Source organism: Gottfriedia sp. S16(2024) (assembly GCF_050473765.1).
Lineage (GTDB): Bacteria > Bacillota > Bacilli > Bacillales > Bacillaceae_G > Gottfriedia.
Map to the genome: position 1 here is coordinate 3,337,932 of NZ_JBFLUO010000001.1, position 26,329 is coordinate 3,364,260.

General features: G+C 31.6%; 24 protein-coding genes. 17 read left to right on the plus strand and 7 right to left on the minus strand.

Annotated elements, in window-relative coordinates; translation table 11 throughout:
* Window positions 1–56 precede the first annotated feature (56 nt).
* From AB1282_RS15665 to AB1282_RS15690, 6 genes are all read left to right on the plus strand, one after another.
* A complete protein-coding gene (locus AB1282_RS15665; protein WP_429899495.1) occupies window positions 57–485 on the plus strand; it encodes a GNAT family N-acetyltransferase in 429 nt (142 codons plus the stop codon).
* A 283-nt stretch (window positions 486–768) separates the two neighbouring features.
* On the plus strand, window positions 769–1,170 hold the full coding sequence (locus AB1282_RS15670) for a MerR family transcriptional regulator (protein ID WP_056470089.1): 402 nt from the start codon (window positions 769–771) through the stop codon (window positions 1,168–1,170).
* A 57-nt stretch (window positions 1,171–1,227) separates the two neighbouring features.
* Entirely contained in the window at window positions 1,228–2,529 is a 1,302-nt protein-coding gene (locus AB1282_RS15675) for a glutamine synthetase family protein (protein WP_056470087.1), read from the plus strand.
* A 114-nt stretch (window positions 2,530–2,643) separates the two neighbouring features.
* Window positions 2,644–3,978 (plus strand): type I glutamate--ammonia ligase, encoded by a 1,335-nt coding sequence (gene glnA / locus AB1282_RS15680; protein ID WP_056470085.1) that lies wholly within the window; start codon window positions 2,644–2,646, stop codon window positions 3,976–3,978.
* An 806-nt stretch (window positions 3,979–4,784) separates the two neighbouring features.
* Complete coding sequence (locus AB1282_RS15685; protein ID WP_429899496.1) at window positions 4,785–5,603, plus strand: SDR family oxidoreductase; 819 nt, start codon at window positions 4,785–4,787, stop codon at window positions 5,601–5,603.
* 711 nt (window positions 5,604–6,314) lie between these two features.
* Window positions 6,315–7,178 carry a TVP38/TMEM64 family protein gene (locus AB1282_RS15690; RefSeq protein ID WP_056476447.1) on the plus strand — a complete coding sequence of 288 codons (864 nt, stop codon included), beginning with the start codon at window positions 6,315–6,317 and terminating at the stop codon, window positions 7,176–7,178.
* An 85-nt stretch (window positions 7,179–7,263) separates the two neighbouring features.
* Here AB1282_RS15690 and cls read toward each other — a convergent pair whose 3' ends face one another.
* Complete coding sequence (cls, locus tag AB1282_RS15695; protein WP_429899497.1) at window positions 7,264–8,727, minus strand: cardiolipin synthase; 1,464 nt, start codon at window positions 8,725–8,727, stop codon at window positions 7,264–7,266.
* A 273-nt stretch (window positions 8,728–9,000) separates the two neighbouring features.
* Here cls and AB1282_RS15700 point away from each other — a divergent pair, with 273 nt between their 5' ends.
* The 4 genes from AB1282_RS15700 to AB1282_RS15715 all read left to right on the plus strand — a co-directional run bounded on the left by AB1282_RS15700 (window position 9,001) and on the right by AB1282_RS15715 (window position 12,021).
* Window positions 9,001–9,540, plus strand: a complete 540-nt coding sequence (locus AB1282_RS15700; RefSeq protein WP_056476453.1) for a TVP38/TMEM64 family protein — start codon at window positions 9,001–9,003, stop codon at window positions 9,538–9,540.
* Window positions 9,541–9,658: 118 nt separating this feature from the next.
* A complete protein-coding gene (locus AB1282_RS15705; RefSeq protein ID WP_429899498.1) occupies window positions 9,659–10,216 on the plus strand; it encodes a class I SAM-dependent methyltransferase in 558 nt (185 codons plus the stop codon).
* Between the two features lie 33 nt (window positions 10,217–10,249).
* Window positions 10,250–10,936, plus strand: coding sequence for a response regulator transcription factor (locus AB1282_RS15710; RefSeq protein ID WP_056476459.1), 687 nt, complete (start codon window positions 10,250–10,252; stop codon window positions 10,934–10,936).
* Entirely contained in the window at window positions 10,933–12,021 is a 1,089-nt protein-coding gene (locus AB1282_RS15715) for a HAMP domain-containing sensor histidine kinase (RefSeq protein ID WP_056476462.1), read from the plus strand. Before AB1282_RS15710 ends, AB1282_RS15715 begins: the two co-directional genes overlap by 4 nt.
* A 106-nt stretch (window positions 12,022–12,127) precedes the next feature.
* Here the strand turns inward: AB1282_RS15715 and AB1282_RS15720 are convergent, their stop codons facing one another.
* From AB1282_RS15720 to AB1282_RS15735, 4 genes are all read right to left on the minus strand, one after another.
* Entirely contained in the window at window positions 12,128–12,601 is a 474-nt protein-coding gene (locus tag AB1282_RS15720; protein WP_429899499.1) for an NADPH-dependent F420 reductase, read from the minus strand.
* A 266-nt stretch (window positions 12,602–12,867) separates the two neighbouring features.
* Entirely contained in the window at window positions 12,868–14,091 is a 1,224-nt protein-coding gene (locus tag AB1282_RS15725; RefSeq protein ID WP_429899500.1) for a cyanophycinase, read from the minus strand.
* A gap of 22 nt (window positions 14,092–14,113) precedes the next feature.
* Window positions 14,114–15,286, minus strand: a complete 1,173-nt coding sequence (gene iadA, locus AB1282_RS15730) for a beta-aspartyl-peptidase (protein WP_429899501.1) — start codon at window positions 15,284–15,286, stop codon at window positions 14,114–14,116.
* Window positions 15,287–15,311: 25 nt separating this feature from the next.
* Window positions 15,312–16,733 carry a YfcC family protein gene (locus AB1282_RS15735; RefSeq protein ID WP_056476473.1) on the minus strand — a complete coding sequence of 474 codons (1,422 nt, stop codon included), beginning with the start codon at window positions 16,731–16,733 and terminating at the stop codon, window positions 15,312–15,314.
* Window positions 16,734–16,994: 261 nt separating this feature from the next.
* Between AB1282_RS15735 and AB1282_RS15740 the strand changes: the two genes are divergently transcribed.
* From AB1282_RS15740 to AB1282_RS15750, 3 genes are all read left to right on the plus strand, one after another.
* A complete protein-coding gene (locus AB1282_RS15740; protein WP_429899502.1) occupies window positions 16,995–19,052 on the plus strand; it encodes a sigma-54 interaction domain-containing protein in 2,058 nt (685 codons plus the stop codon).
* Between the two features lie 176 nt (window positions 19,053–19,228).
* Window positions 19,229–21,733, plus strand: coding sequence for a cyanophycinase (locus tag AB1282_RS15745; RefSeq protein WP_429899503.1), 2,505 nt, complete (start codon window positions 19,229–19,231; stop codon window positions 21,731–21,733).
* A 170-nt stretch (window positions 21,734–21,903) separates the two neighbouring features.
* Window positions 21,904–22,329 carry a TspO/MBR family protein gene (locus AB1282_RS15750; RefSeq protein WP_056477333.1) on the plus strand — a complete coding sequence of 142 codons (426 nt, stop codon included), beginning with the start codon at window positions 21,904–21,906 and terminating at the stop codon, window positions 22,327–22,329.
* A gap of 193 nt (window positions 22,330–22,522) precedes the next feature.
* Here the strand turns inward: AB1282_RS15750 and splB are convergent, their stop codons facing one another.
* Both splB and AB1282_RS15760 read right to left on the minus strand, forming a co-directional pair.
* On the minus strand, window positions 22,523–23,551 hold the full coding sequence (splB, locus tag AB1282_RS15755; protein WP_056476483.1) for a spore photoproduct lyase: 1,029 nt from the start codon (window positions 23,549–23,551) through the stop codon (window positions 22,523–22,525).
* Complete coding sequence (locus tag AB1282_RS15760) at window positions 23,548–23,811, minus strand: transcriptional regulator SplA domain-containing protein (protein WP_056476485.1); 264 nt, start codon at window positions 23,809–23,811, stop codon at window positions 23,548–23,550. The genes splB and AB1282_RS15760 overlap by 4 nt, the downstream gene beginning before the upstream one ends.
* A 537-nt stretch (window positions 23,812–24,348) precedes the next feature.
* Here AB1282_RS15760 and AB1282_RS15765 point away from each other — a divergent pair.
* The 4 genes from AB1282_RS15765 (at window position 24,349) to AB1282_RS15780 (ending at window position 26,316) form a co-directional block, all read left to right on the plus strand.
* On the plus strand, window positions 24,349–24,801 hold the full coding sequence (locus AB1282_RS15765; RefSeq protein ID WP_056476488.1) for a MarR family winged helix-turn-helix transcriptional regulator: 453 nt from the start codon (window positions 24,349–24,351) through the stop codon (window positions 24,799–24,801).
* 26 nt (window positions 24,802–24,827) lie between these two features.
* Window positions 24,828–25,466: a nitroreductase family protein gene (locus AB1282_RS15770; protein ID WP_056476491.1), complete on the plus strand. Its 639-nt coding sequence runs from the start codon at window positions 24,828–24,830 to the stop codon at window positions 25,464–25,466.
* Between the two features lie 47 nt (window positions 25,467–25,513).
* Window positions 25,514–25,807 carry a putative quinol monooxygenase gene (locus AB1282_RS15775; protein ID WP_056476494.1) on the plus strand — a complete coding sequence of 98 codons (294 nt, stop codon included), beginning with the start codon at window positions 25,514–25,516 and terminating at the stop codon, window positions 25,805–25,807.
* Between the two features lie 335 nt (window positions 25,808–26,142).
* Entirely contained in the window at window positions 26,143–26,316 is a 174-nt protein-coding gene (locus AB1282_RS15780; RefSeq protein ID WP_056476497.1) for a hypothetical protein, read from the plus strand.
* Window positions 26,317–26,329 lie beyond the last annotated feature (13 nt).

Sequence of the window (26,329 nt, forward strand, 5' to 3'; positions counted from 1 at the left end):
TAATTATGTAATATTTACTTAATAATCGAATGAAACAGAATAGGAGAAAAGGTGAAATGGATCTACATATAACGAAAGATTTAAATGAGAAAGATAAAAATTATATTAATAGGAGTTTGTATGAATTTAATTTAAAACATTTTCCTGAAGATTTAAGGGGTAGATATCAAGAGATTAATTTATTTCTAAAGGATGAAAATGGTAAAGTACGTGGCGGGATAATAGGTGAAATTTGCTGGAATTGGTTAGAAATTCATACTTTTATGATTGATGAAGATATTCGTAAACATGGATATGGAACCAAATTGTTACTTGAAGTTGAAGAAATTGCACTTGAAAAGAATTGTGATTTCATAAAGGTAGATACTTTGAGCTTTCAGGCTTTAGATTTTTATAAAAAGTTCGGCTATCATGTTTATGGAAGCCTTGATAAAGTGGGAAGAGATTATGAGCATTTCTTCTTAAAAAAAGATTTATCATTTTAAAGTACTTAGTGAATATCATATCAGTTAAATTTGAGGACATTCAAATGAAACCAAGATTAAATACGTTCAACAAATAAACGTATTTAATCATATATGAAGAGAATACAAATCGTTATAATCTCCAAACTAATGGAGATTATTTTTTTTAATTAAATAGTAGAATTTTAACTAATATTGCATAGAATAAAAAACAAATAATTTCATGTTAGGTTTTCTAACATTGTATTGACAGATTATCTAACATGAAATAAAATACTTATAGATGAACGAAAGGAGCATTGCTATGAATGATCAAGTAAGACGCTCAACGCCACTTTTCCCAATCGGAATAGTCATTTCGTTAACTGAATTATCCGCAAGACAAATTCGATATTATGAAGAGCATGATTTAATACGTCCAGCTCGTACTGAAGGTAATCGTAGATTATTTTCTTTCAATGATGTCGATCGATTATTAGAGATAAAAACCTTTATAGAACAAGGCTTAAATTTAGCAGGAATTAAAGAAGTACTCAATTTAAAATCGTCAGAAAAATCCAAAGAAACAGTGGTTCAACAAGTCATTGTTGAAAAATCAATATCAGATGAACAGCTTCGAAAAATGCTTCGTCAAGAGTTATATCAAAATGGTAAATTAGGTAGAACTTCTTTACGACAAGGAGATATGTCTCGATTCTTTCATTAAGTTATTGATTAAATCCGGATTATTCTAGCTTTTATATTTATATGGGGGGAAATATAAATGAAAAAGGAAACGATTTTAAATAGTGTTGAAGAACACAGTCTTGAATTTGTACAGTTATTTTTTACAGATGTAGAAGGGGTATTCAAACAATTAGAACTACCAATCACACAAATTGAAAAAATACTTAATAATGAAACTATGTTTGATGGCTCTAGTATTAACGGATTCACAAAAATTGAAGCAAGTGATATGATGCTTTTCCCAGATTTGAATACTTGGAAAGTCGATACTATTGAAAAAGTTGGACTCTTCATTTGTGATGTTCATTATCCGAATGGTACACCTTTTGAAGGTGATCCAAGAAATGTGCTTAAACGAGCAATTGAAAAAGCGACTGACAAGGGATTTACTTCTTTTAATGTAGGACCTGAACCTGAGTTCTTCTTATTTAATAAGGAAGGAAATCAGTTAGTTCCAAATGACAATGGTGGATATTTTGATGTAGCCCCCCTAGATAAAACAGTTACAATACGACGTGAAATTACGAAAGCCCTGCAGGCGTTAGGGTTAGAAGTTGAGGCTTTACATCACGAAGTTGCAATCGGTCAACATGAGATCGATTGGAAATACGCACCAGGATTACAAACAGCTGATAATATTCAATTATTTAAATATACAGTTAAAACAATTGCTGAGAAAAATGGTTTAGTTGCTACATTCATGCCAAAACCAATTTTTGGAGAAAATGGCTCAGGTATGCATTGTCATATGAGTCTAGGAAATGATAATGGTAATGCCTTTTATGATCAGCATGATTCAATTGGATTATCTGAAACAGCGCGACAATTTATTGCAGGTGTATTAACACATGCTCGTGCAAATGCTTCAGTTACAAATCCAACAGTTAATTCATATAAGCGTTTAGTTCCAGGCTATGAAGCACCAGTTTATGTAGCTTGGTCACAAAGTAATCGTACATGTACAATTCGTATACCAGCTGCAAGAGGTGCAGGTACTAGAATCGAAGTGCGAAATCCAGACCCATCTGCAAATCCTTATTTAGCTTTAGCTGTTTTATTATCAGCCGGCTTGGATGGTATTGAAAGAAAGTTAACACCTCCAGTCGAGCGTAGTGAAAACCTGTATTTGATGGATGATGTAACTAGAAAAGCAGAAGGTATTGAAACATTGCCTGGAAGCTTACTTGAAGCAGTTACTGAACTAGAAAACAGTGAATTCCTACAGCAAGTTTTAGGGAAACATGTATTTTATTCATTCCTTCAAAACAAAAAAGATGAATGGGATGCATATCGATTACGTGTATCGGAATGGGAAAAAGAAACATATTTAAACTGCTAATCACTAAACTTAAAATAAAAAAATAGAAAAGTGGAAGTAGCATATCTCTACTTTTCTATTTTAAAGTGTGTTAGACTAATTTTGTTTGTTGCATACGAAAGGGGAACTTTTATAATGGCTAAGTTTACAAAAGAAGATATTTTCCGTATTTCAAAAGAACAAAACGTAAAGTACATACGTCTACAATTTACGGATTTACTAGGGATTATCAAAAACGTTGAAATACCAGTAAGTCAGCTTGAAAAAGCTTTAGACAATAAAATGATGTTTGACGGTTCTTCAATCGAAGGATTCGTTCGTATCGAAGAATCAGATATGTATTTATTCCCTGATTTAGACACTTGGGTAGTTTTCCCATGGACTGCTGAAAAAGGAAAAGTAGCTCGTTTAATCTGTGATATTTACAATGCAGATGGCACTCCATTTGAAGGAGATCCTCGTAATAACTTAAAACGTATGTTAAAAGAAATGGAAGCTTTAGGCTTCACAGATTTCAATTTAGGGCCTGAGCCAGAATTCTTCTTATTTAAATTAGATGAAAAAGGTGAACCTACTCTTGAGTTAAATGATAAAGGTGGTTACTTCGACTTAGCACCAACTGATTTAGGTGAAAACTGCCGTCGTGATATCGTTCTTGAACTTGAAGAAATGGGCTTTGAAATCGAAGCATCTCACCACGAAGTAGCTCCAGGACAACATGAAATTGATTTCAAATATGCTGGTGCAATTAAAGCTTGTGATGACATTCAAACATTTAAATTAGTTGTAAAAACAATCGCACGTAAACACGGTTTACACGCGACATTCATGCCAAAACCATTATTTGGTGTAAACGGATCAGGTATGCACTGTAACTTATCATTATTTACAAATGGCAAAAACGCATTTTACGATGAGACTGGTGAATTAGGTTTAAGTGAAACTGCACGTCACTTCATCGCAGGGATCTTAAAACATGCTCCAAACTTTACAGCTGTTACAAACCCAACTGTAAACTCATACAAACGTTTAGTACCTGGCTATGAAGCTCCATGTTACGTTGCTTGGTCTGCAAGAAACCGTAGTCCACTAATTCGTATTCCTGCATCTCGTGGCTTAAGCACACGTGTAGAAGTACGTTCAGTTGACCCAGCTGCAAACCCATACTTAGCATTATCAGTATTATTAGCAGCAGGTTTAGACGGAATCAAAAATAAATTAGAAGCTCCAGCTCCAGTAGACCGTAACATCTACGTTATGTCTAAAGAAGAGCGCGAAGAAGTTGGAATCATCGACTTACCAGCAACTTTAGCAGCTGCATTAGATCTATTAAAAACTGACGAAGTAATCGTTGGTGCATTAGGATCACACTTATTCGAACACTTTGTAGAAGCAAAAGAAATCGAATGGGATATCTTCCGTACTCAAGTTCACCCTTGGGAAAGAGATCAATACATGTCAGTATATTAATCAAATCAACCCTTGACGCTATTGGCGTTAAGGGTTTTTATTTATGGGCAGTTTGTTGGTTTCATATCAATTAATTAGGTTACCCATAAATCGCCCACAAAAGAATATATACGAAATCAACTACAAGATGGGCGGAAAAGTTAAGCATGATGGAATACATAGATCTATTTACTGATTAAGAGATACAGAAAAAGAAAAGAAAGTAAGCAGAAGGCCTTTGAGGTCTGGCCAGTAAAAGTAGTACTTCAGGCGAACTGTTCAGTAGACCTTTAGGATTTACTCAGTAATAAAGGCTTTCAGCCGCAGAGCAAACCACCCGTTATATCACGGGTGGTTATGTTTGGATACGTTGAACGATAAATTGAATGTTCACATTTATTTCTTAATAATTAACTTTTAAGTATATATAATTATGATAAACTATTAAAAAATATTAATAAAGATTTTTAATACGTAGTATTTAGAAGATATAACAAAATTGTGAACACTATAAGAATTGGGACTTGGAATGATTAAGGAAGTGCGCTTACGCGATATCTAACTCGAATGATCTATCAAACTAAAATTAGAATATGATATACAGACTAGTTCGAATAAAGTGATGAGATATAACCAAATTTTAGGCGTGATAGTGGATATAATAATCATTGAAGTTTATCAACGGAAAAAATGTTATTAGAGTTCTGGAGGAGTAGTAACAAAAGATGTTCAAGTAAATATGAATGAGGTTGTGCTATTGAAAGGGCTATTAAAGCAATTTATATATAATACTACGAAAAAGAAAGTAATAGAAAGAAGTGAACAATTTGATTCTAGTCACAGGTGCAAAAGGTACTGTAGGTAAAGAAGTTGTGAGAGAACTGGTAAAGCTACATGCTAATTTTAAAATATCCACAAGTAAAAAAAATACTAGTGATGTTTATTTAAACTTTGAAGATCCCAAATCTATTAGACCTGCTTTTCAAGGGATCACAAAGCTTTTTTTAATACGTCCTCCACATCTTGCTGATAAGAAATATTTTGAACCAGTTATTGAAATTGCAAAAGAAGTGGGGATTGAACAAATTGTATTTTTGTCTTTATTAGGTGCTGATAAAAATAAGGTAGTTCCGCATTCCAAGATAGAGGAATTAATCATCAACTCAGGGATCCCTTATACATTTTTACGACCAAGTTTTTTCATGCAGAATTTATTAAATCAACATGTAGAAGAACTGATAAAGGAAAATATTATATTTGTACCAGCGGGTAAAGGGAAAACGAGTTTTATCGATACAAGAGATATCGGTGTTGTGGCCGCAAAAGCACTAACCGAAAATGGTCATAGGTTCAAAGCTTATTCGTTAACTGGAAATGAAGCAATTAGTTATTTTGAAGTGGCTGAGATCTTATCAAAGCACCTACAAAAAGACATAACATATACAAATCCAAGTATTTTAACCTTTTGGAGAAAAATGAGAAAAAAAGGGTTAGCTCGCGATTTTATTATAGTTATGATCGGTATATACACAACCGCAAAATTAGGACTTGCCAAAAATATAACAACAGATTTAGAGGATTTATTAGGGAGGGACCCAATTAAGTTTGAACAATTTGTTATAGACTATTCAGACTTGCTTAAATGATGAATTGTATTCAAACTAATACACAAATTTTTTAATTTGGTAGAAGTTAATTTCAAAGTATTTAATCTACCGGTTCTATTTATACTTAATATAGTAGTTTCGTTAAGTTGCTTGAAAGTTGGTAACTCTCAAATTTGCGATAACCTGATTTATTTTACATAGTTTAAAAATAAAATAGAAGTTTAGTGCACTTCGTCATATAGATGAAACCCGCAAATAGAAGAGCTTATTCTTATACCAAAGGAATAAGTTTTTTTGTATGAGTATTAAAGGTATCCATTACTGTAGAATGTTCGAAAATAGAAAATTTGAAGTTCGTGAATTAGAGTCTGCTAGTTCTTTTTGTTCGAAACAAAACAGCTTAACTGAAGAACTCGATATTAGTGAAGATAAGTATTTATTCTAACGAAAAGGTAAGGAATATAAAGTTAATGATAAAGCATGGGAGAATATAAGAGACCAACTTGTGGTTAGTCGGTAAATGGAGGATTTACATATGGAATATTTATTTTTATAAAGAAAATAATAAAATTATCATTCACAACATTATGTTGTTTTTATGTCAAATATACAGGCTGCTTTCTTTTACTTACTTAGGTATATCTGGTCTTTATTTATTGAATAATATAACCATTAAACATTTCAGTCTATTTAAAGAATAAAATACATCTTTGCTTGCGCAGAATAATAGTTTAGCCTAAGGAGAATTTAATGAGCACTATTTCTAGAATTAAGTATTCAAATTGGAGATATGTAAGATTATGTCTGCAATTGATTGTAAGTTTTATTCCAATTTTAATCTTAGTATGTTCTTTAAAAACTTTACTTTATGAATTTAGAATGGTTGGCATTTTTTTATCATTTATCATTGTGATATTTGCAATAACAGCATTTTTTAACAAGAGTGAAGAATTTCTAAAGTTAACTCGAATTCTAGTTTTTTATAACTTTGGCGTAGTAATTGTCATTTTTTTAATTTATTACATATCTAATATTATGGTTATAACTAATTATTATGGTTTTGAAGGACTGTTTAGAAAAAATATAAAAATTGCTAAGTTTATCTATTTTTTAATCTGTTTTTTCCACCCAATTGCTTTGCCGATTCCAGAAGCAGTCACTGTCTTAGCTGCAAGTACAGTGTTTGGTTCTTTTTATGGTTTTATTATTGATTTTGTAGGTATAGTTTTAGGGAATATTACTATGTTTTTTTTAGCAAGATATGGAGGATTAAAGGTAGTTAATCGATTTATTAAAACAAAGCACCTTACAAAATATAATGAAATGGTTAAAAAAAATGAAACGCTATTTATTACAATTTTGTTGATTGTTCCTGTTTTGCCAGATGAAATTGTCAGTGTTGGAGCAGGAATTACTAATGTTTCCACTAAAAAATATATAATAATCGTATGTATTTCTAAATTAATAACATCTTCACTACTCGCTTACTCAATAAAATTAACTAAGATATTATCTTTATCAACAAACCAAATAATAATATTAATTTCAATTGTAGTCCTAGTATTCTTTTTTCTTACTACATTTATAAAAAAGAAAAAACTTAAAAAGATTTAAACTTAAAAAAGGAGCCTAAAGCTCCTTAATTAATTCCTATATTAAATTCTCTTGTAAATATATAATGCACTTATCTTTAGCCAGATTACAATAAAGGTGAAAATAAGCGAGTTAGTGACTCAATTAACTTTTTAAATAAACTACGTTCTATAAATTGCTTACGATCTAATTGAGTAGAAACAGAAAGATCATTTAAAAAGGATTGGTTCACTTGAACAACAGCATCTGATTCATATAAAAACGAAGTTAACTCATAATTTAAATGCAAACTTCTTACATCTAAATTAGCAGTACCAACTGAAGCGATTTCATTATCGATTAAAATAACCTTTGAGTGAAGGAAATTCTTTTGATATGTATAAATTTTCACGCCACTTTCTAATAGGGGAGCGAAATATGACTTAGATGCTGAATCACTCAAAATACTATCGCTTTTTCCTGGATAGATTATTCGTACATCTAATCCAGACATTGCTTTAAGTTTTAAAATCGTGAAAATTTCTTGGTCTGGAACGAAATAAGGAGTGGCAATCCAGATACTGTTTTCAGCGATTGTAAGCAGAGTATGAAAAGCATTCCTCATGGTTGGTTCCTTCGTGTCGGGTCCACTTCCAAAAATTTGAACAGCACCTTTTACCTTATTACTTTCATCTTGAAGAAATTGATCATAACTTTTTGTATGATTATAATTTAATCTGTTAATTTGAATTTTTTCACAAGAATGATCAGATGTAGAATAATGCCAGTCTTGCAAAAATATGTTTTGAAGCTCCTCAACGGCACTTCCTTCTATGAATAAATGGGTATCCCTCCAAAATCCAATTTTTGATCTACCTAAATATTCATCACCTACATTTAGACCTCCAGTGAAACCTTTAATCCCATCTATCACAACAATTTTTCTATGGTTTCGATAATTTATTGTACCCATTGACCAAGGAGAAATCGGATCAAATATTGATACTTTAACACCAGCAGTCCTCAATTTTTTTAACAATTTCTTCTTTAAACTTTTACTTCCTAAACCATCAACTAATAAGCGAACTACAACACCTTCATTCACTTTCATCCTTAAGATGTCAAGTAATTCGCTACCGATTGTATCTGCTCGAAAGATATAGTACTGAATATAGATATAGTTTTTTGCATCTAGGAGAGCTTCTTTGAGTTTTGAAAACATTTCATCACCATTAATTAATAATGAAGCACTTGAATTGCTGTTGATGGAAACCCCTGTAAACTTTTCAATGATGGTACTCAATTTTTGCGATTTTATTGAGAGAGTATTACATTTAATATCATTCTTTTCACTCAAAACTTGAGGTGTTATAAACTTTGAATGAAGGATTAATTTTTTTCGCCGCCTCTTTAACCGACCAAATAGAACGTATAATAAAACGCCGAAAGTAGGTGCTACGGAGAATAATAATAACCAGGAAATCGTACTTTGAGGATTCCGATTTTCTAAAAATAAATTACATGAAATTCCAATTACACTTATGATGATCATCCAATGCATTGTTTGATAGAGTTCTTGTGACTGACTCATTAAAAGTTCCCAAAAAATCAGTAAGAATAAAGCGATTAAAGTTTTAGTGATATTTGTGCTAATTATAAAACACCTACAATCTACTTATTACTTTGTAGTACTTATATTAATTTTTCCATTCTTAAATTTGATATTCATAATCAAAACACGCAAAAAATTTAAAAGTTCTTTATGATTTCTTAAGAATTACTAATAAAAACGTGGAGGGAAATTTAATAAGTTTAGACGAAAATATGAATGCTTAATTATTAAACTATGAAATGAGGAAAGAAAGTGAAATATCGTGTAATCACTTTATTAGCTAGTTGGAGTATTCTTTTAGTTTGTATGTATGCATTCGGGATAATACCATTTTCTAAGAATGAATTAATTCAATTTATAACAGATCGACAGGACTATGCTCTTTTATTATACTTTGTTATTTTTTCATTAAGATTTGTATTAATGATACCAAGTTCTTTGTTTTTACTGACTGGGATTTTTCTTTTTAATCCGTGGATTGTCTTATTATTTTCACTGGGATCTATGTTTATTACTGAAAGTATCATTTTCATCATTGGTAAAAAAATAAATAAATCACTATGGTATAAAAACTTCCTAAACAAACATCCAAAAATAGGACAAAGAATAAAGAAAAATCAATATTGGATGCTCTTTATTCTAGGTGCAGTTCCAACATGCCCAACTGATGCTGCCTGTTTAATTTCATCTGCATCGGGAATGAGGTATAGACCATACATTATGATCGTTTTGTTAAGTAACACTTTTTATGCTTTATGGTATGTATTATTGGGAACATATGTCCACTTATAATCATTAAGTTTGAATTTAGGCCTCTTTAAAATTCTTAAGAAATTTAGTGACTTTTTCTTCAGATATTTATTTTATTATGATTTCAGCATAATAAGTTAAATATTTGGAGGTTAAAATTATGAAAAAGTTTTTATTTCTAATTCAATATATATTAAGACCTAGAACTGTTGGCGCATTAATGCCAAGTTCATCGTTTTTGGCTGAAAAAATGTTAGATGATATTAATTTTAAGACAGCTAAAACAATTATTGAATACGGTCCAGGTACAGGAGTTTTTACTGAAAAATTACTTGAGCTTAAATTGCCAACTACAAAAATTATTTTAGTAGAAAAAAATCATGAGTTTTATAACCATTTAATTAGAAAGTTTGGAGATAATCATAATGTAACGATTATTAATGATAGTGCAGAAAGTATTATGAAGTATTTAGAAGAGTTTGGAATAGACAATGTCGATTATGTCATTTCTGGTCTGCCATTTACTAGTTTACCCTTAAACGTATCAAAAACTATTTTATTTAACACCAAAAAGATACTCGCAGATCAAGGTAGATTTGTTACATTCCAATATACTCAAAGAAAAATGAAATTTATTAATACCTACTTTGAAAATATAGATATTAAAAGAGAATATAGAAATTTCCCACCAGCATATGTATTAAGTTGCAATAATTAGATATGAGTACTGTTTAGAAAGGAATAGGGAAACTTGATAAGTAAAATATTAGTTGTAGATGATGATGAAAAAATAAAAAAATTAATTTCAATTTATCTTGAAAATGAAGGGTTTTCGACTACTTTAGCAGAAGATGCAGAGGAAGCTCTTGAACTTTTAAAAGATGAAGATTTTGATTTAATTATATTAGATATTATGCTCCCAAAAATAAATGGAATAGAAGCCTGCATAATGATTCGAGAGGAAAGGACACTACCGATCATTATGCTTTCGGCAAAATCTGAAGATCTAGACAAAATACAAGGATTAAGCTCAGGTGCAGATGATTATTTAACTAAACCATTTAATCCACTTGAGTTGATTGCTAGAGTAAAATCTCAGCTAAGAAGATATAAAAAATATAACAATATACAAAAGAATGATGAAGTAGTATTAGTATTTGGTGACTTGCAAGTAAATACAGAGACAAGGCAAGTTTGGATACGAAAGAACGAAAAAAGACTAACACCAAAAGAGTTTGATATATTAGAATTACTAGTCCGAAATAAAGGAATCGTACTAAGTGTTAGTAAGATTTATGAAGCAATTTGGAAAGAAGACTTTTTAAAATCAGATAATACCGTAATGGTCCATATAACAAATATTAGAGAAAAAATTGAAGATGATCCTAAACATCCTATTTATATTAAAACAGTTTGGGGAATTGGATACAAAGTATGAAGAATTTAATTCATAACTGGCAAAGAATTAGTATTCAGTTATTAGTAGCAATCACAATTAGTTTCGGTGTTTCTTTAATTGTTACGATTTTTATTTCACAAATTTTTATAGGACCTTATTTTGTTTCTCATCAAAATAAGGTAAGTCCATTACAATATAATCTCATTATTATTCCAACTTTTGTAATTATCATATTAAGTTTCATTGTTAGTTTTCTGTTACTAATTAGAAAAAAGATTCTTTATTTAAAAGAAATTTCAAGTACTGTTCAAATAATTTCGCAAGGTAAACTTGGAGCTGTGATTGAGGTAAAAGGGCGAGACGAATTGACACAGTTGAGTATGAATATTAATACAATGTCGAAGGAGTTAGAGCGGAAATTTAAAAATGAACGTCAAATTGAAAATATCAAAAATGAATTGATAACTAGTGTTTCGCATGATCTAAGAACACCACTAACCTCAATATTAGGGTATAGTAATTTGTTGAAGAATAGAGAATACAAGAATGAAAATGAATTAGTCGAATACTTGAATACAATCTATACAAAATCGAATGATTTAAAGAATTTAATCAATGAACTTTTTGAATTTACGAGGTTATCTAGTCCAGATATTATCCTATCAAAACAAAAGGTTGATTTTAGTCAGTTGATTGAACAAATAATAGGTGAGAATATACCTATTTTTCAAAAAGAAGGATTAAAAATTAAAAAGGAGTCGATTGCGGAAGATATAGAAATTAATATTGATGTCGAAAAAATGGTTAGAGTTTTTGATAACCTATTTATGAATGCAATGAAATATAGTGTTAAACCTTCAACTATAAAAGTAAATCTAACTCAAAGATCTAATGAAGTATTACTTTCGATATCGAATCACGGAATAAATGTAAACCCAGAAAGTCTTGAACGGTTTTTTGAAAAATTTTATCGTGAAGATTCATCAAGAAAGAGTGAAGGTAGTGCTGGATTAGGACTTGCTATATCTAAACGAATAGTTGAACTACATAAAGGAAGTATTTGGGTCGAACTTAAAGATGATTGGATAACTTTTTTTGTGAAGTTAAATAAAAAAGTGTTATAACTTTTAAGAAGTGATTCCAAGTTCCATCCTATTACGTTTTTACATAGTAAAATGAGTCGTTTTTAATAAAAACGACTCATTGTTTCATACAAAATGCTAATTTAACTTAACGCATCCATTTTATTCCAGTATTTGGATTCATCCCCTGTACTCTAACCACTTCAATCCAAATCATAGCAAAAGGCTCTAAATATCTTGAGAAATAAAGTTTACCAACTATTGATGGATCAAAACCAATTTCTTCAAAGAGTTGTGACACTTTTAAATTAGCATCTTCGTGATCCCCTGCAATAAGCATCGTTATCTTTTCTCCATTTACCGTTGGGTCAATCATTTTTTCTAGTCCAACCGTATTTAATGTTTTAACGATTTTTGCTGTTGGTATTATTTTTTGTATTTCTTCGGCATTTGAAGTAGTAGTACCTCTTGTTAACTTTAAGCCTTCACCAATGGGGTTAGTTAAATCAATTACTATTTTCCCATCTATTTCTATGATGTTTTTAACGGCACTTTCTACAGCATTACCTGGAGCAGCAAGAATGATTAGATCATTATTAATTGCAATATCTTTCGTTTCCACATAACTAAACGGAGGATTACAGTTTGATTACTTTTCTAAATTTACTCCAAATGTAATTTCATGATTGTACTTTATCAATCTATTTGCAATAACATTCCTGATTTGACCATTCGAATAGTATAACCTGTATAGAGATGCAGATCGAAAATAAGTTTTTTCCTTAATTGAAGAGAAGTCCGAACAATTAATTCATTTCAGTTGGAAATGCTTAGATGATTAAAAAAGAAGATTTACGTTGCGTAAATCTTCTTTTTGTTACTTTAAAGTTAGTAACTTACATTCAGTACAACATTACTAACTGTATATTTACTATTGCTATAGTATCCTTTTGTGTTTGCGTCTTTAATAAACTTTAATGTAAATTTAGGGCCTGATTCGTAACTATCACCATATAAATAAGAAACATTTGTATCGACCAATCTTGTAATTGTCGTAGTTGTTTCATACGCTGCAAAGATATCCGAAGAATCTCGAATCGTCGAATAGTATGGTGTTGTAATTAATGATTTAGATGATGTGATTGATTTCGTGCTTGTATTATAAGTATCACCAGATGTTAAATAACTTACTTTTACATTATTTGCCGTAAACGATGAAGCTGTTCCGTAAGTTGCATTTGTTGAGTCTACTATGAAAACACCGTGTTCACCATACACTTTTCCAGTAGTACCGTTCAAATAAAGTGCTGTGTTTTCGTCAATTCCAAAGCCTACTTTTTGACCTAAGTCTCTTTCAGCTAAAAGAATACGACCTATGCGACCTCTTGCATCGAAATGTGTATCAATTGCAGCATTTACAAAACCGAAACCTGTTGTATATCCACCATTATCTGGATATTGAGAATCAGCTAGTGAGATGTCACTGATTTTCTTAGACAATAAACGATTGTAATATAAGTATCCGTAACTTACACCTTCACCGTAAGTTTTCGGACTTTGGACAGCAGTCCCAGCACTTGTACCAGAAATAATAGCTCCAGCTGCTGCTCTTTGTTGGATTGCTGCAAAAAGTGGGGTAGGCGTTCCATCGTCTTTTAATAAACTTCTTACGTGACGAGACTGATCTCCACCGTTTAAGAATATAACGTCTGCTGAGTTAATTAGATCAATATTACTTTGCTTATAAGCTTCTATTGTATAGTTATCAACTGCCACAGGGATAAATACAGGTTTAAAACCATAACTAGTAAACAAATTTTTATATGATAAGTGACCTGTTATATCATTTGTGTATGCGTCTAACGCAGTTGCGTAGTCAGCAGCTGCACTACATACAATTGCAACTACTGGATTGCTTTTGCCAGTAGCGGCTTTTAGCGCATTGTAAATTTCGGCATTACTATCATCAATTGCACCACCCATTAAAAAGATTTTAGGTGCAGCTGCAGCTTCAACACTTTTTTCAGCTCGTAAGAAAGAAGTTCCAAAAACTAACGAAAATACTAAAACGAATGACAATACGATTGAAATCTTAAACTTGTTCATCTTCATTATTAATACCTCCTGAAATTTGTTATTCAAAAGTGCCTTTTACAATCGGAATACCTTCTTCAACCATTTTTTTCCCAAGTGCAAATACTGTTTCAATTTCTAAAGTATCTTGATTTAACATGACAATATCAGCATCGTTGCCAGGTTTTAAGTTACCTTTGTGTGATAGTTTTAGCACGTGTGCAGGGTTTGAAGTAATGACTTGTAATGCTACTTCTAATGGAATTCCTTCATCAATTACTCCATCTCTTACTTCTTGATATAAAGATGTAATTTTTCCTATTTGAAGTCCTAAATAGTCTCCATTCGTATCAAAAAAGGGAAGACTTGCCTGACCATCAGATGAAAAAGTTATGTTCTCAATCTGAACTCCTTCTTCAAGCATAACTCGTAATCCCTTGCTACACTTTACTTCGCCTTCATCTAAAAACTGAGGAATTGTGCTTGTAGTAAAATCTACAAATCCACCTTTAAGTGCATAATCAATACCGGCTTTAAACAATTCTTCATTCCGATTAATATGAGTCGGGTGAAACTGACGAATTGGAATATTCGTCTGTTCAACTAGTTGATGTAGAAGTGAGAGTTTATCTTTGCCATCACCGACATGAATTTCTAAGATGCCAGCCTTTCCAGATAAAATTCCTCCATTACGTGCAGCAGATGCGATTTTTGCAAGTTCTTCAATAGTTGGTTCTGAGGAACGATGGTCTGCAATAGCAATTTCACCAACACCAATAATCTTATCAATTAAAATAATATCACTTTGAATTGATTCTGTTAGTGTCTTTACAGGGATTTGATAAGAACCAGTGTGAATATAACAAGTAATCCCTTCTTCTTCTAAACCACGTGCTTTTGCAAGCAAATTCTCCATTGTTCTTGTTGTACCGTCTGTACCTAATACACCAACTACTGTCGTAACACCAGCAGAAGTAACATTAGTAAGCATTAGTTCTGGAGTGCGTGTTTTATATCCGCCTTCACCACCACCTCCAATGATATGTACATGTGAATCAATAAAACCTGGTACAACTAAAGAGTTGGAGGCATCTATGACATCGCAAGAAGGAAAGTCAGGTGGAATGGTGATATGATCGGCTATCATTTCAATTTTTCCTCCTGCTATAAGTAGATCTTTTCTGCCAATAGATTGTGGTGTGTATACTTGACCGTTTTTTATTAAGGTTAACAACTTTTTTCTCCTCCTATTTCCTTTATTAAAAAGGACCGTAGTTCATTATGTGTGCGATTACAACAGCGATTAAACCAATTAAATATTGAATGAATACTAATGGGAAAATCCATTTGGCCCATTTTGTCCAAGGTATACCTGCTATTGCTAATCCTGCCATTAAAGTTCCGGCAGTTGGGAAAATAATATTACCGATTCCATCAGCAAAAGAGAATGATAGAACAGCAGTTTGTCGTGTAATTCCTAGTAGATCAGCAAGCGGAGCCATAATTGGCATTGTTAACATGGCATGACCGCTACCAGAAGCTAAAATAAAGTGAATTGCTGCTTGGAAATTATACATTCCAATTACACTTAAAGAAGCAGGGATATGTTTAATGACTTCAGATACTCCGTGGAGCATTGGATCAACAATATGTCCTTGATTTAAAACAACTAGAATTGCACGGGAAACACCTATAATAAGAGCACCACTAATTAAAGAAGCAGATCCTTGTGTAAATGATTTAACTACGTCATCGATTGATAATCTACCAATTATTCCAATTGCAATCGTTAAGATGATAAACAGAGAAGCAATTTCAGCAATATACCATTGATATTTAATAACTCCAAAAGCTAAAACAATATAGTTGATAAGAAACGCAAATAATATCCATTTATGTCTAGAAGATAATTTAGCTTTAGAAGATAATAGATCATTGGTTTGTTCAATTGAATATTTTCCATAGAATCCTATGTTAGGATTTTTCTTTACTTTCATGGCATATCGATAAATAAAAATAACAGATATTAGATAGACAATTACAAACAACACAAGTCGAAATCCCATACCAGAAAATGTAGGAAGTTCTGCGATTCCTTGAGCTATACCAACTGTAAACGGATTCATAATCGCTGTTGTAAAACCTGCTGACGCTCCAACTAATACGATTGCAGTACCCGTCATTGTGTCAAATCCTAAAGCAAGTGCTAACGGAATCAGAAGTGGAATATAAGCTAAAGTTTCTTCAGCCATTCCCATTAAGGAACCTCCAATTGCAAAGAAAAGCATCATAATAGGAATTAATAACTTTTCTCGAGTAGCAAGTTTTCTAGCCATTGTTGAGATTAACACTTCAATAGTGCCAGTAGCACTTAATACACCGAAAAATCCACCAATTATTAGAACAAAGAAAATGATATTACCTGCTTCTACCATGCCCGAATGAATTGCTTTCACCATATCGAAGAGCCCAACTGGTGTAGCAGCGATTGATTTAAATGAATTCGGATCTATTGATGAATGTCCGCCAACGTCGATATGGGCATATTCACCTGTAGGTAATAGATAAGTAAGAATTGTCGTGATTAATAGAATTACTAAGAGTAATGCAAAGACATTAATTTTACGTTCTTTCATAACTTTTGTCTTAGGTGTCATTTTATTAGCGTGAATTTGTGACATAGGTCCATCTCCTTTTAATGAAAGTAGCTAATTAATAATAATAGAATTTGATAAATAAGACGCTTTCGTGCATTCCCTCCCATATTTTGTATTCTCAAAATCTATTAAAATGGCTATAACATTCTATTAGCAAGGAGTGTGCCAATTTTTAATGTCTTATTTTTAAGGAAATTTGATAGATTCTTTAGTTTAATTGGTTCTTTTTGGTTTATTTGGTGTTATAATAAACCCAATTTTATCAAATAGGGTGGGAAATTAAAGGTGAAAAATTCATTAACATTGATAACAGGCAGTTCAAAAACAAGACAAGCTTTGTCTAATCAACTAGTTCAATTGCTAGAAGAATACATAACGATTAACTCTTATGCAATTGACGAGGGAGAACTTAAAGAATTTAAGGATGAAATTATACTTTTTTCGTCAGCTGAAGCAAAAGTTGAAACTGAAAAATTTGCGCAGATAAGTGCTAAAAAAATCATAGTTGGGAAAAGAACACTTAATCATGAAAATGTAGACAAATTATTGAGAATTGAGGAGGGGACAAAAGTTCTTGTAGTTAATGATGATTTTCATTCGACAGTCGAACTTATTCAGTCCTTGTACCAATTAGGGATTAATCATTTGGAGTATTTTCCATTTAAAAGTGATCAATTCTATTACCCAGATATTAATCTAGCGGTGTCACCAGGGGAAACTCATTTAAGTCCGTCATATATAAAACGTGTATTGGATATAGGCGTAAGACTTATTGATATCTCTACAATTTTACAAATTATAGAATATTTTCAATTTAACGATAATATAGCTACATTAATTTCAGAAAAGTATTTACGTAATATTATTGAATTACATAGAGAACTTTTAAATGCAGAGCAAAGTGCAAAGAAAGTAAATAGACATATTCAAAGTGTTGTGAATGCAGTTGATGATGGAATATTAGCTATTGATGGATATAAAAGAATAACTGTGTTAAACGAACGAATAATCGACCTGTTTAAATTATCAAATAATAGTTATGAAGGTAGTTATCTAGAAGATATTATTAAGCAACAAAATATTAGAGAATTTATTTTAAATGGAACGGAAGAATCTAAATTTTTTTCGATTGGTAATATTGATATAGTAATCTATCGAACGATTAGTCATGAAGATGACAGAATCGTTGTTACTTTTAAAAGTGTTAATCAAGCTTTTGAAATAGAAAAAACAGCGCAGCGAGAGTTTAGAAAGCAAGGCTTTTATGCAAGATATGACTTTGCGGATATTATTGGTGAGGATTACACAATTTTAGAATGTAAACGTATAGCAACAAAACTTGCAAAAGCAGAGCATCCTATTTTAATTCAAGGTGAGACGGGTACAGGTAAAGAACTTTTTGCACACGCAATCCATAAACAATCAAATAGGAAAAACGGCCCTTTTTTAGCCATTAATTGTAGTGCTTTTACTGAAAGTTTACTAGAAAGTGAACTATTTGGTTATGAAGATGGTACGTTTACTGGGGCAAAAAAAGGTGGGAAAAAAGGTCTTTTTGAAATTGCAGATGGAGGAACGATTTTCTTAGATGAAATAGGTGACATCAGTTTAAATGTTCAATCACATTTACTTCGTGTTCTTCAAGAACAAGAAATTCGTAGAATAGGTGGCAGAAAAATAATTCCTATTAATGTTCGCATCATTGCTGCAACTAACAAAGATATCCATCATAAAATCTCAGACGGCTCATTCCGTTCCGATTTGTATTATAGATTAAATGTCTTAAATCTCATCATTCCACCGTTACGCTTAAGAAGAACAGACATACCCTTGCTTGTTCAACACTTTATCTCTAAAAGTGGAAAAGGGGTTTCGATTGAGGAAGAAGCTTTAAAGGAATTAATGGGTTTAAATTGGTTTGGGAATATTAGGGAATTGAAATCAGTAATCGATTATATGCTTACTGTTTGTGAGGGAAATACGATTTCTCAAAATGACTTTCCTCATTATAACTATACAGTGAACAGTGAACACCCAAAAAGTGATCAAAATCAATTTGAACTTCCTACAAGTGTTCTTGAAATTGAAGAATCTGTTACAATTCTTGAAACAATAAAGAAATGTAATGATTTAGGTAAAGCAGCAAGTAGAGACCTTATTTCTAGCTCGAGTGAGGAAAAAGGTAGATACTTATCTCCACAGCAAATTAGACTTCGATTAGAAATTATGGGGAATAAAGGCTTGATAACAAAAGGGAGAGGAAGAGCAGGTACGAAGATTACTACTAATGGAATTGAATACTTGCATTTTCTAAAAGCTAACATACAAAATAAACTTCTTTAAGATTTCTAAATAGTTCATATCCTATTTGGTTAGAATTGGTTGTAATCATTCACCAAAAACTAGTTTTTAAATGGAATAAATAGTATTGAAACCTTGATTAGTCAATCTACTTATTTTTGGTATAAAACTTGCTTATATTCAGAAGTAAGCTAAAAAATAAGTAAAGGGGTTACGAAATGAGAAAAAAATTTATTGCATTTTTAATTAGCTTTATTTTAACGTTTTCAGTTTCAGGGTTATCGTATGTAAGGGCTCAAAGTTCACAAGAAGATATTCAAGGAAACCTTGTCATTGTTGGCGGGGGGTTAGGTTCTTCGAATAAAGGAGTGTATGAAAGATTTATTGAATTAGCCGGATCTAAAAAGGCGAAAATTGGCATTATTCCTGCTGCTAGCGGTAAATTAAAATCTTCTTTAGATTTTAAACAAGATTTAATAAATTATGGTGTAAGTCCAGAATCAGTAGAGATTTTACCTTTATCAAATCATGATTTTTCTGATACAGATGAAAATGAGTCTAATTGGAAAAATCAAGCTAATAGTTTAGAAATTGCAAAGCAAATAAGAGGGCTGACTGCTATTTGGTTCGTAGGTGGAGACCAACAACGTATTGTTGATACACTACGTAGGGAAGGTAAAGATTCAATAGTCTTAAAAGAAATTTGGGATATCTATCGAAATGGTGCAGTTATTGGTGGGACAAGCGCTGGAGCTGCAATAATGAGCAACACGATGATTACAGGTGGAGATAGCCTTGGTGCATTAAAAGGATATTATGAAAAAAATCAAAACCAAGGGGTAGGTAAAGAGTATGAACCTCTGTCAGTTGAAAAAGGACTAGGTTTCTTTCAAAATGGTATAGTTGATCAGCATATGGATGAAAGAGCTCGTTATGCTAGATTAGCAATTACAGCAATCCAGTATGAAAATAATGGGAATCTTGCTTATGGAATTGACGAAGACACTGCAATGGTTGTTAGCAACAAAGAAAAAACCATAGAAGTAATAGGTCGCAGTGGTGTATCTGTTATTGATGTAAATGAAGCAAAAAGAAATGGAAATTTAGAAAATATTAAAATTAACTACTTAGCTCAAGGTGACAAGATCCATTTTGATACTAATTCGATTGATTTTTCAAAAAATAAATATGAAACAAAAGGATATGAGTATTACTCTTTTAAAACATTACCAAATACAGGGCTTTTAACACCTTATGGAAAGTTAAAAGATTATTTAGCCTACTCGCTTGTTGATAACGAATCGTCACAGGAAGTAAAATCATATTTATATGGTAAAGAAGGCAGAGGGTACGAAATCGTTTTCCGAAAATCAAAGGATACAAATGGTTACTGGAATTATACTGATGGACAAAAAGATGATTATTCGATTCAAAATGTAACAATGGATATTTATCCTAAAAAATTAGTATTTAACGAACAAGATTCGGCAATTGACTATAAGAAGTCAGATTTTACTGTATCCAATTATACTAGAGAAGAACCTATAAAAGGGAATTTAGTCATTGTCGGTGGAGCGTTGGGAAGCAGTAATAGTGCAGTTTATAATAAATTGATTGAACTTGCAGGAGGACCTGAAAATGCAAAAGTAGGAATCATCCCTGCGGCGAGTACTAAACTGACTTCTTCGAATGATTTTACAAAAGATTTAATTAATTACGGAGTTAAAAAAGATTCTATTGAGATTCTACCAATATCTAGTCATGATTTTAAAGGTACTCCAGAAGACGAGAAGCAATGGATTAACAATATGAACGATGACCAGTTAGTTAAAAAAATTAGTAAATTAAATTGTATTTGGTTTGTTGGTGGGGACCAGACATTAATTACTTCATCATTATTAAACGAAAATGGTTCAAATTCAAAAGTTTTAGATGCCATCTGGAAGATTTATGAAAATGGTGCTGTTATAGGTGGAACAAGTGCAGGAGCAGCTATTATGAGCAATACGATGATCGCTGGCGGTGACAGTTATGGGGCTTTAAGATATGGATTTACAAAGTCATATAATGATATGGAACAACAGGAAGGTGGACCAGTCTACTTAGAAAAAGGATTGAATTTCTTTCAAGATGGAATTGTCGATCAGCATTTTGATAAGAAAGCTAGGTTAGGACGTTTAATTGTTACAGCAAATGAAAAAGGAAAGAAAAATCAATTGGCATTTGGGGTTGATGAAGACACGGCTATGATTGTTAATAACAAAAAACATCAAGTCGATGTAGTTGGTCGTGGAGGATTAACTGTGATTGATTTATCGAAAATCAAAACAAGTAAAAATATGCCAAATAAGTATAAAAATGTGATTGTTTCAGTTGTTTCACCTGGAGATCATGTTAATTTATTAACGAATGAGGTAAGCCTAAGTAACTTAAAGTCATCAACAAAAGGATTTGAATATTATGATTCAAAAGTAGCCCCTTACACAGGAGTTTTTTCTCCGCATGGGTTGTTAAAAAATTTCTTAGCATATAATTTAGTTGATAATGATCAAACAAAAGAAGTACATAGCTATAGTTTTAATGATGCTAAAGGATTTGAACTAACATTTAGAAAAACAGCTGAAACGAATGGTTACTGGACATACAAGGATGGTCAAAAAGATGATTATAGTGTGGTAAATGTTTCGTTAGATATTAAACCGATAAATGTAGTCATACGATAAGAAATAATGAACGTATAAATTGAAAATAATATTGTAGTGCCTAAAAAAGAGTATTTAATAAAGTACTCTTTTTTTCATACTAAAAAATAAAATTAAACATATAAATTGGTATAGTACAAGTATAGGGAGGTACGAATGTGAGTTCAATTCTTACGTTTATTTTCGCGTTAATGTTATTTTCATTGTCTGGGATCTTATTTCCAATAGATATTAAATGGTATAGCAAGTTGAAAAAACCTGTATGGACTCCACCTAGTAAATTATTTGGAATCGTATGGGGAGTGCTCTATGTATTAATTGCACTTTCACTCGCTATAGTAGAGTGCAAAGTTGGTCTAAAAAATACTTCAGTTCCTTATTTGCTTATCTGGATCATAAATTATATAAGTAACCAGGCATTTAGTTATTTTCAATTTAAATTAAAGAGACTTGATTTAGCAGCATTAGATTGTTTAATTGTAGCAGTTACAGCGGTTTTATTAGTTATTTTAACGATACCCTATTCGATGTTAGCCGCTGTATTATTAATTCCTTATGCTATATGGACTATATTTGCAACCTATTTATCATTTACTCTGTATTATTTAAATAAATAACCAATTTATCAAATAATTAATTTATATAAAAAAAACAAAACGTAAGAATGTTGATTTAACAGCATTCTTGCGTTTTTAATTTAATGTTTTTTTAATTAAAACAGTGCTTAATAAGATAGCACCTTAAACATACTGAATCAAAAAGAATGTCATAATCCTCAAATATTCAAAGCTAAAGTGAAAAATATAACTTTCATGTAAAATATTCCAATTTTGCATTCGGGAAAAATTTTTCCAAATAGCTATAAAGTTTAGATTTTAATTCTTCTTCTTCTTCTTTTTGATAGATGTATTTTCCAATGCCATATTTACCCCACTTGTACCGTCTTTTTTCTTCATCTAATTCTAATTTTGTCATAGGGTAGTTTTTTTCAATAACTTTTTTTGCTGGCTTTGTAAAACGATGTTGAATAAACTCAAAAGTTAAATCTTTTTTGGCCTCCTGAGGCAGTTCCGCTTCCAACCTTTCAAACATATGAAGATATCCTTCCTCCCATCCTTCGTGCAGATAAATTGGTGCTACTATAAAACCAAGCGGATAACCAGCTCTTGCTACTTTTCCTGCTGCCTCAATTCTTTTTTCCAATGGTGAAGTTCCTGGTTCAAAGTTCTTGATCACATAATCAGCGTTAACGCTAAATCGAAATCGAGTTTTCCCATTATGTTTTGCATCGAGTAAGTGATCCACATGATGAAATTTCGTAACAAATCTCAATTTTCCATACTCAGATTCACCAAAATGTTCTATCGCCCTTTTTAATGTATGTGTCAAATGATCAATTCCAACAATATCGGATGTACAAGATGCTTCAAACCTTGTCATTGAAGGGGCACGCTCCATCATGTATTTGTCAGCAGTTTCCAAAATTTCATCCACGTTTACATATGTACGAATATACGGCTTGCTCCCCATAGTAGTTTGTAAATAGCAATAATGACAATGTCCCATGCAGCCTGTTGCAAAAGGAATGGCATATTCTGCTGATGGTTTTGAAGTATCAAATTTAAGTGTTTTTCTAACCCCGACAACAAGTGTTGACTTGGCTACCCTGTATCTTTGAAGATCGTTGTCGCCTGGGAGATTTCTTACTTGGTTATGAGAAGTGGTATGGCGAATTTCGACCCCCATCTTTTCAAACTTTGTCTGTAGTTCTCTTCCTAATGGATAATCTAACGCACTTGGTTCGAAATATACTAGCTTTGGTGTAAAAGGTTTATTCATTCAAATTTCTCCTCTGTAGCTTCTCCAAAATAGTAATTATATGCTTGGTTAGCCTCTTCTTCAGTAGAATAAACTGCCATCTCATTTGAGAGAGGGTAATAAGTTTCATATAAAAATAAGGCTAATTCATTGGAGTTTTCTGGATTGTTTACAACTGCTGCAGCTTGAATATTTGCCACATTCTGTGTATGGGGGTTTCGGTAAAAAACATAGACAATATCACCAGGTTGATAAGTCGGATTATCGTTGTAAAGTTCCATTTCATCACCTTTCTTCCTGTAATTAAATATTTAATATTTACTAGGTTTTATGTTTTCCATAGTTAGTAAATTTATGTTTATATGATTATGAAAGTTTTTAAAGACTTAAACAACTATAGCTTACTTATTACATGAAAAATTCCAGATTACATGTTCAATCGCTAAACGCAATTTTCAACATTATTGCATAACTGTAGTCATATTTTTAATATATTGAACAAAATTGTCAGTAACTAGATGAAATCTTCCATTTTTGGAAAATATATACATTAGTTATCCTTTTTAAGTAAAAAAGTCCCATCATTTTTTGACATGAAACCTCTGCTAAGGGACAGATGCAAAGTGTCTAATTCCAAAAAAGAAATGTAATTGAATCATCTGAAATTTTTAAAAACATAAATTTTAATTTTGTACTTGATTCATGTAGGACTAAGGTGTATATTAATTGACATATCAATAGTTGACCCATCAATTATTGATAGGTCAAAAATTAGTAACCATTAATAAAATTTCATCAAATCTTTTTGGAGGTAGCGCGTGCCTAATACAAAAGAAACAAAAGTACTATCACTATTAAAAGAATTAAAAGTTCAAATTGAAACAACATTTGAAAAATGTATGGGTATTAGTCAGTCACGATTAGAAATTTTGAATCAATTGTTTGAGTACGGTGAAATTAGTCAATCTCAGCTTCAAAAAAATTTAAAGATTGATAGTGCTGCAATTACTAGACATTTAAAACAACTTGAGTTAAATGGAAAGATCACTAGAAGAAAGTGTAAGACTGATAACAGAATAACCTTAGTTAGATTAACACAAATGGGACAAGATCAAATGTCTAGTTTATGGAAGGAAAAAGTAGAGTTTGTAGAGAACATGCTTATTGGATTTTCAGAAGAAGAAATTGACTTAACACTTGAATATTTAAACCGTATACAAATAAATATGAACCAAATTAATTCAAATCGCGATAATCTAAATAATACTTAAAAATTAGTAAAGAGGAGAATACAACAATGACTACGACAACATTAACTAATAATTTTAATGAAATTCTAAAAGGAAGACGCTCAATCCGCAAATATGATTCAAATGTTAAAATCCCAGTGGAGGAAATGCATGAAATAATAGAAACGGCAACTTTAGCTCCTTCTTCAGTAAACATGCAACCGTGGAGATTCTTAGTAATTGAAAGTGATGAAGCAAAAGCTACATTAGCTCCATTAGCCCGATTCAATCAATCACAAGTTGAAACTTCTTCTGCGATGATTGCACTATTTGGGGACTTAAATAATTTTGACTATGCTGAAGAAATATATGGTCGTGCAGTTGAATTAGGTTATATGCCAAAAGATGTAAAAGAGAAGCAACTAGAAACACTTAGTGGTTTCTTTGCAAACAGTACTGCAGAGCAAATGAAAGATACTGTTTTAATTGATGGTGGATTAGTAGCAATGCAATTTATGCTAACGGCTCGTGCTTATGGTTATGACACTTGTCCAATTGGTGGCTTCGAAAAAGACAAAATTGCAGAAGCATTCGGTATGGATAAAGACAGATATGTTCCTGTTATGTTGATTTCAATAGGTAAAGCTGTGGATGCAGGATATCAATCTGTACGTTTACCAGTTGAACGTGTAGCAGAGTGGAAATAAAAAATAAAAAATAATATAAAAAAAATAATGAAAAGAAGGTAAATATAATGATTATTATTCATGCGAAAATGACAATTGATTCAGCAAAAGAAACGATGTTTTTAGAGGAAATGACTTCGCTTTTAGAATTATCAAGAGCAGAAGAAGGTAATATTTCATACGATTTGACAAAACAAACGGATAGGGTAAATGAATACATCATGGTCGAAACTTGGCAAGATTTAAATGCTGTAGCCACACATAATACAAGTGCTCATTTTACAGCGTTTGCTGAAAAAGCCAAAGATTACCTTACAGCGCCTATTCAAATAAATCTTTATGAAGCAAATAAAATAAAGTAATTTATTAAAAATGGAATAGTGTTTAGAAAATATACCTACCTTGACAATAAAATCATGTTTGAAACATATAAAAATTATTCTATAAGAGCCAGTAATGAATTAGGTTCATACTGTAAATTAAACCTATCTTAATCCTTGTGGTAAGATAGGTTTTTTTCTTCTCAAAATTAAAACTTTTTAAGATTCTTCATTAGTGACTTCAATTTCATAAGATTACCTAGTTGGACTTAGATTCATGTTGCTTTTTGAATACTTACATACATAGAATTATTATAGCCGATACTAAAATTATGGTGTAAATTACATCATAAACTTCGATGTGGAGGTAAACTTATATGAATATTCGTGAAGGTTTAATCCCAACAGTTTTAGGTTCTGCTGTAACTGCTACTGGTTATGCATTAAAACAAAAAAGAGGAACGAATAAAATGATCGCCAATACAGTTTTTGGTTTTGGTTTAGCTCATATTGTATTAGGTGCCATTGACTTAGTTGAACATCGAAGATAGATTGAAAGAAGAG

Excerpts from the sequence above, each read along its gene's own strand:
- splB (WP_056476483.1), bottom strand. The coding sequence starts at position 23,551 with ATGAATAAACCTTTTACACCAAAGCTAGTATATTTCGAACCAAGTGCG.
- AB1282_RS15735 (WP_056476473.1), bottom strand. The coding sequence starts at position 16,733 with ATGTCACAAATTCACGCTAATAAAATGACACCTAAGACAAAAGTTATG.
- AB1282_RS15745 (WP_429899503.1), top strand. The coding sequence starts at position 19,229 with ATGAGAAAAAAATTTATTGCATTTTTAATTAGCTTTATTTTAACGTTT.
- AB1282_RS15715 (WP_056476462.1), top strand. The coding sequence starts at position 10,933 with ATGAAGAATTTAATTCATAACTGGCAAAGAATTAGTATTCAGTTATTA.
- AB1282_RS15725 (WP_429899500.1), bottom strand. The coding sequence starts at position 14,091 with ATGAAGATGAACAAGTTTAAGATTTCAATCGTATTGTCATTCGTTTTA.
- glnA (WP_056470085.1), top strand. The coding sequence starts at position 2,644 with ATGGCTAAGTTTACAAAAGAAGATATTTTCCGTATTTCAAAAGAACAA.
- AB1282_RS15675 (WP_056470087.1), top strand. The coding sequence starts at position 1,228 with ATGAAAAAGGAAACGATTTTAAATAGTGTTGAAGAACACAGTCTTGAA.
- AB1282_RS15750 (WP_056477333.1), top strand. The coding sequence starts at position 21,904 with ATGTTATTTTCATTGTCTGGGATCTTATTTCCAATAGATATTAAATGG.
- AB1282_RS15690 (WP_056476447.1), top strand. The coding sequence starts at position 6,315 with ATGAGCACTATTTCTAGAATTAAGTATTCAAATTGGAGATATGTAAGA.
- AB1282_RS15705 (WP_429899498.1), top strand. The coding sequence starts at position 9,659 with ATGAAAAAGTTTTTATTTCTAATTCAATATATATTAAGACCTAGAACT.
- AB1282_RS15670 (WP_056470089.1), top strand. The coding sequence starts at position 769 with ATGAATGATCAAGTAAGACGCTCAACGCCACTTTTCCCAATCGGAATA.
- AB1282_RS15665 (WP_429899495.1), top strand. The coding sequence starts at position 57 with ATGGATCTACATATAACGAAAGATTTAAATGAGAAAGATAAAAATTAT.
- AB1282_RS15770 (WP_056476491.1), top strand. The coding sequence starts at position 24,828 with ATGACTACGACAACATTAACTAATAATTTTAATGAAATTCTAAAAGGA.
- AB1282_RS15760 (WP_056476485.1), bottom strand. The coding sequence starts at position 23,811 with ATGGAACTTTACAACGATAATCCGACTTATCAACCTGGTGATATTGTC.
- AB1282_RS15780 (WP_056476497.1), top strand. The coding sequence starts at position 26,143 with ATGAATATTCGTGAAGGTTTAATCCCAACAGTTTTAGGTTCTGCTGTA.
- cls (WP_429899497.1), bottom strand. The coding sequence starts at position 8,727 with ATGAGTCAGTCACAAGAACTCTATCAAACAATGCATTGGATGATCATC.
- AB1282_RS15775 (WP_056476494.1), top strand. The coding sequence starts at position 25,514 with ATGATTATTATTCATGCGAAAATGACAATTGATTCAGCAAAAGAAACG.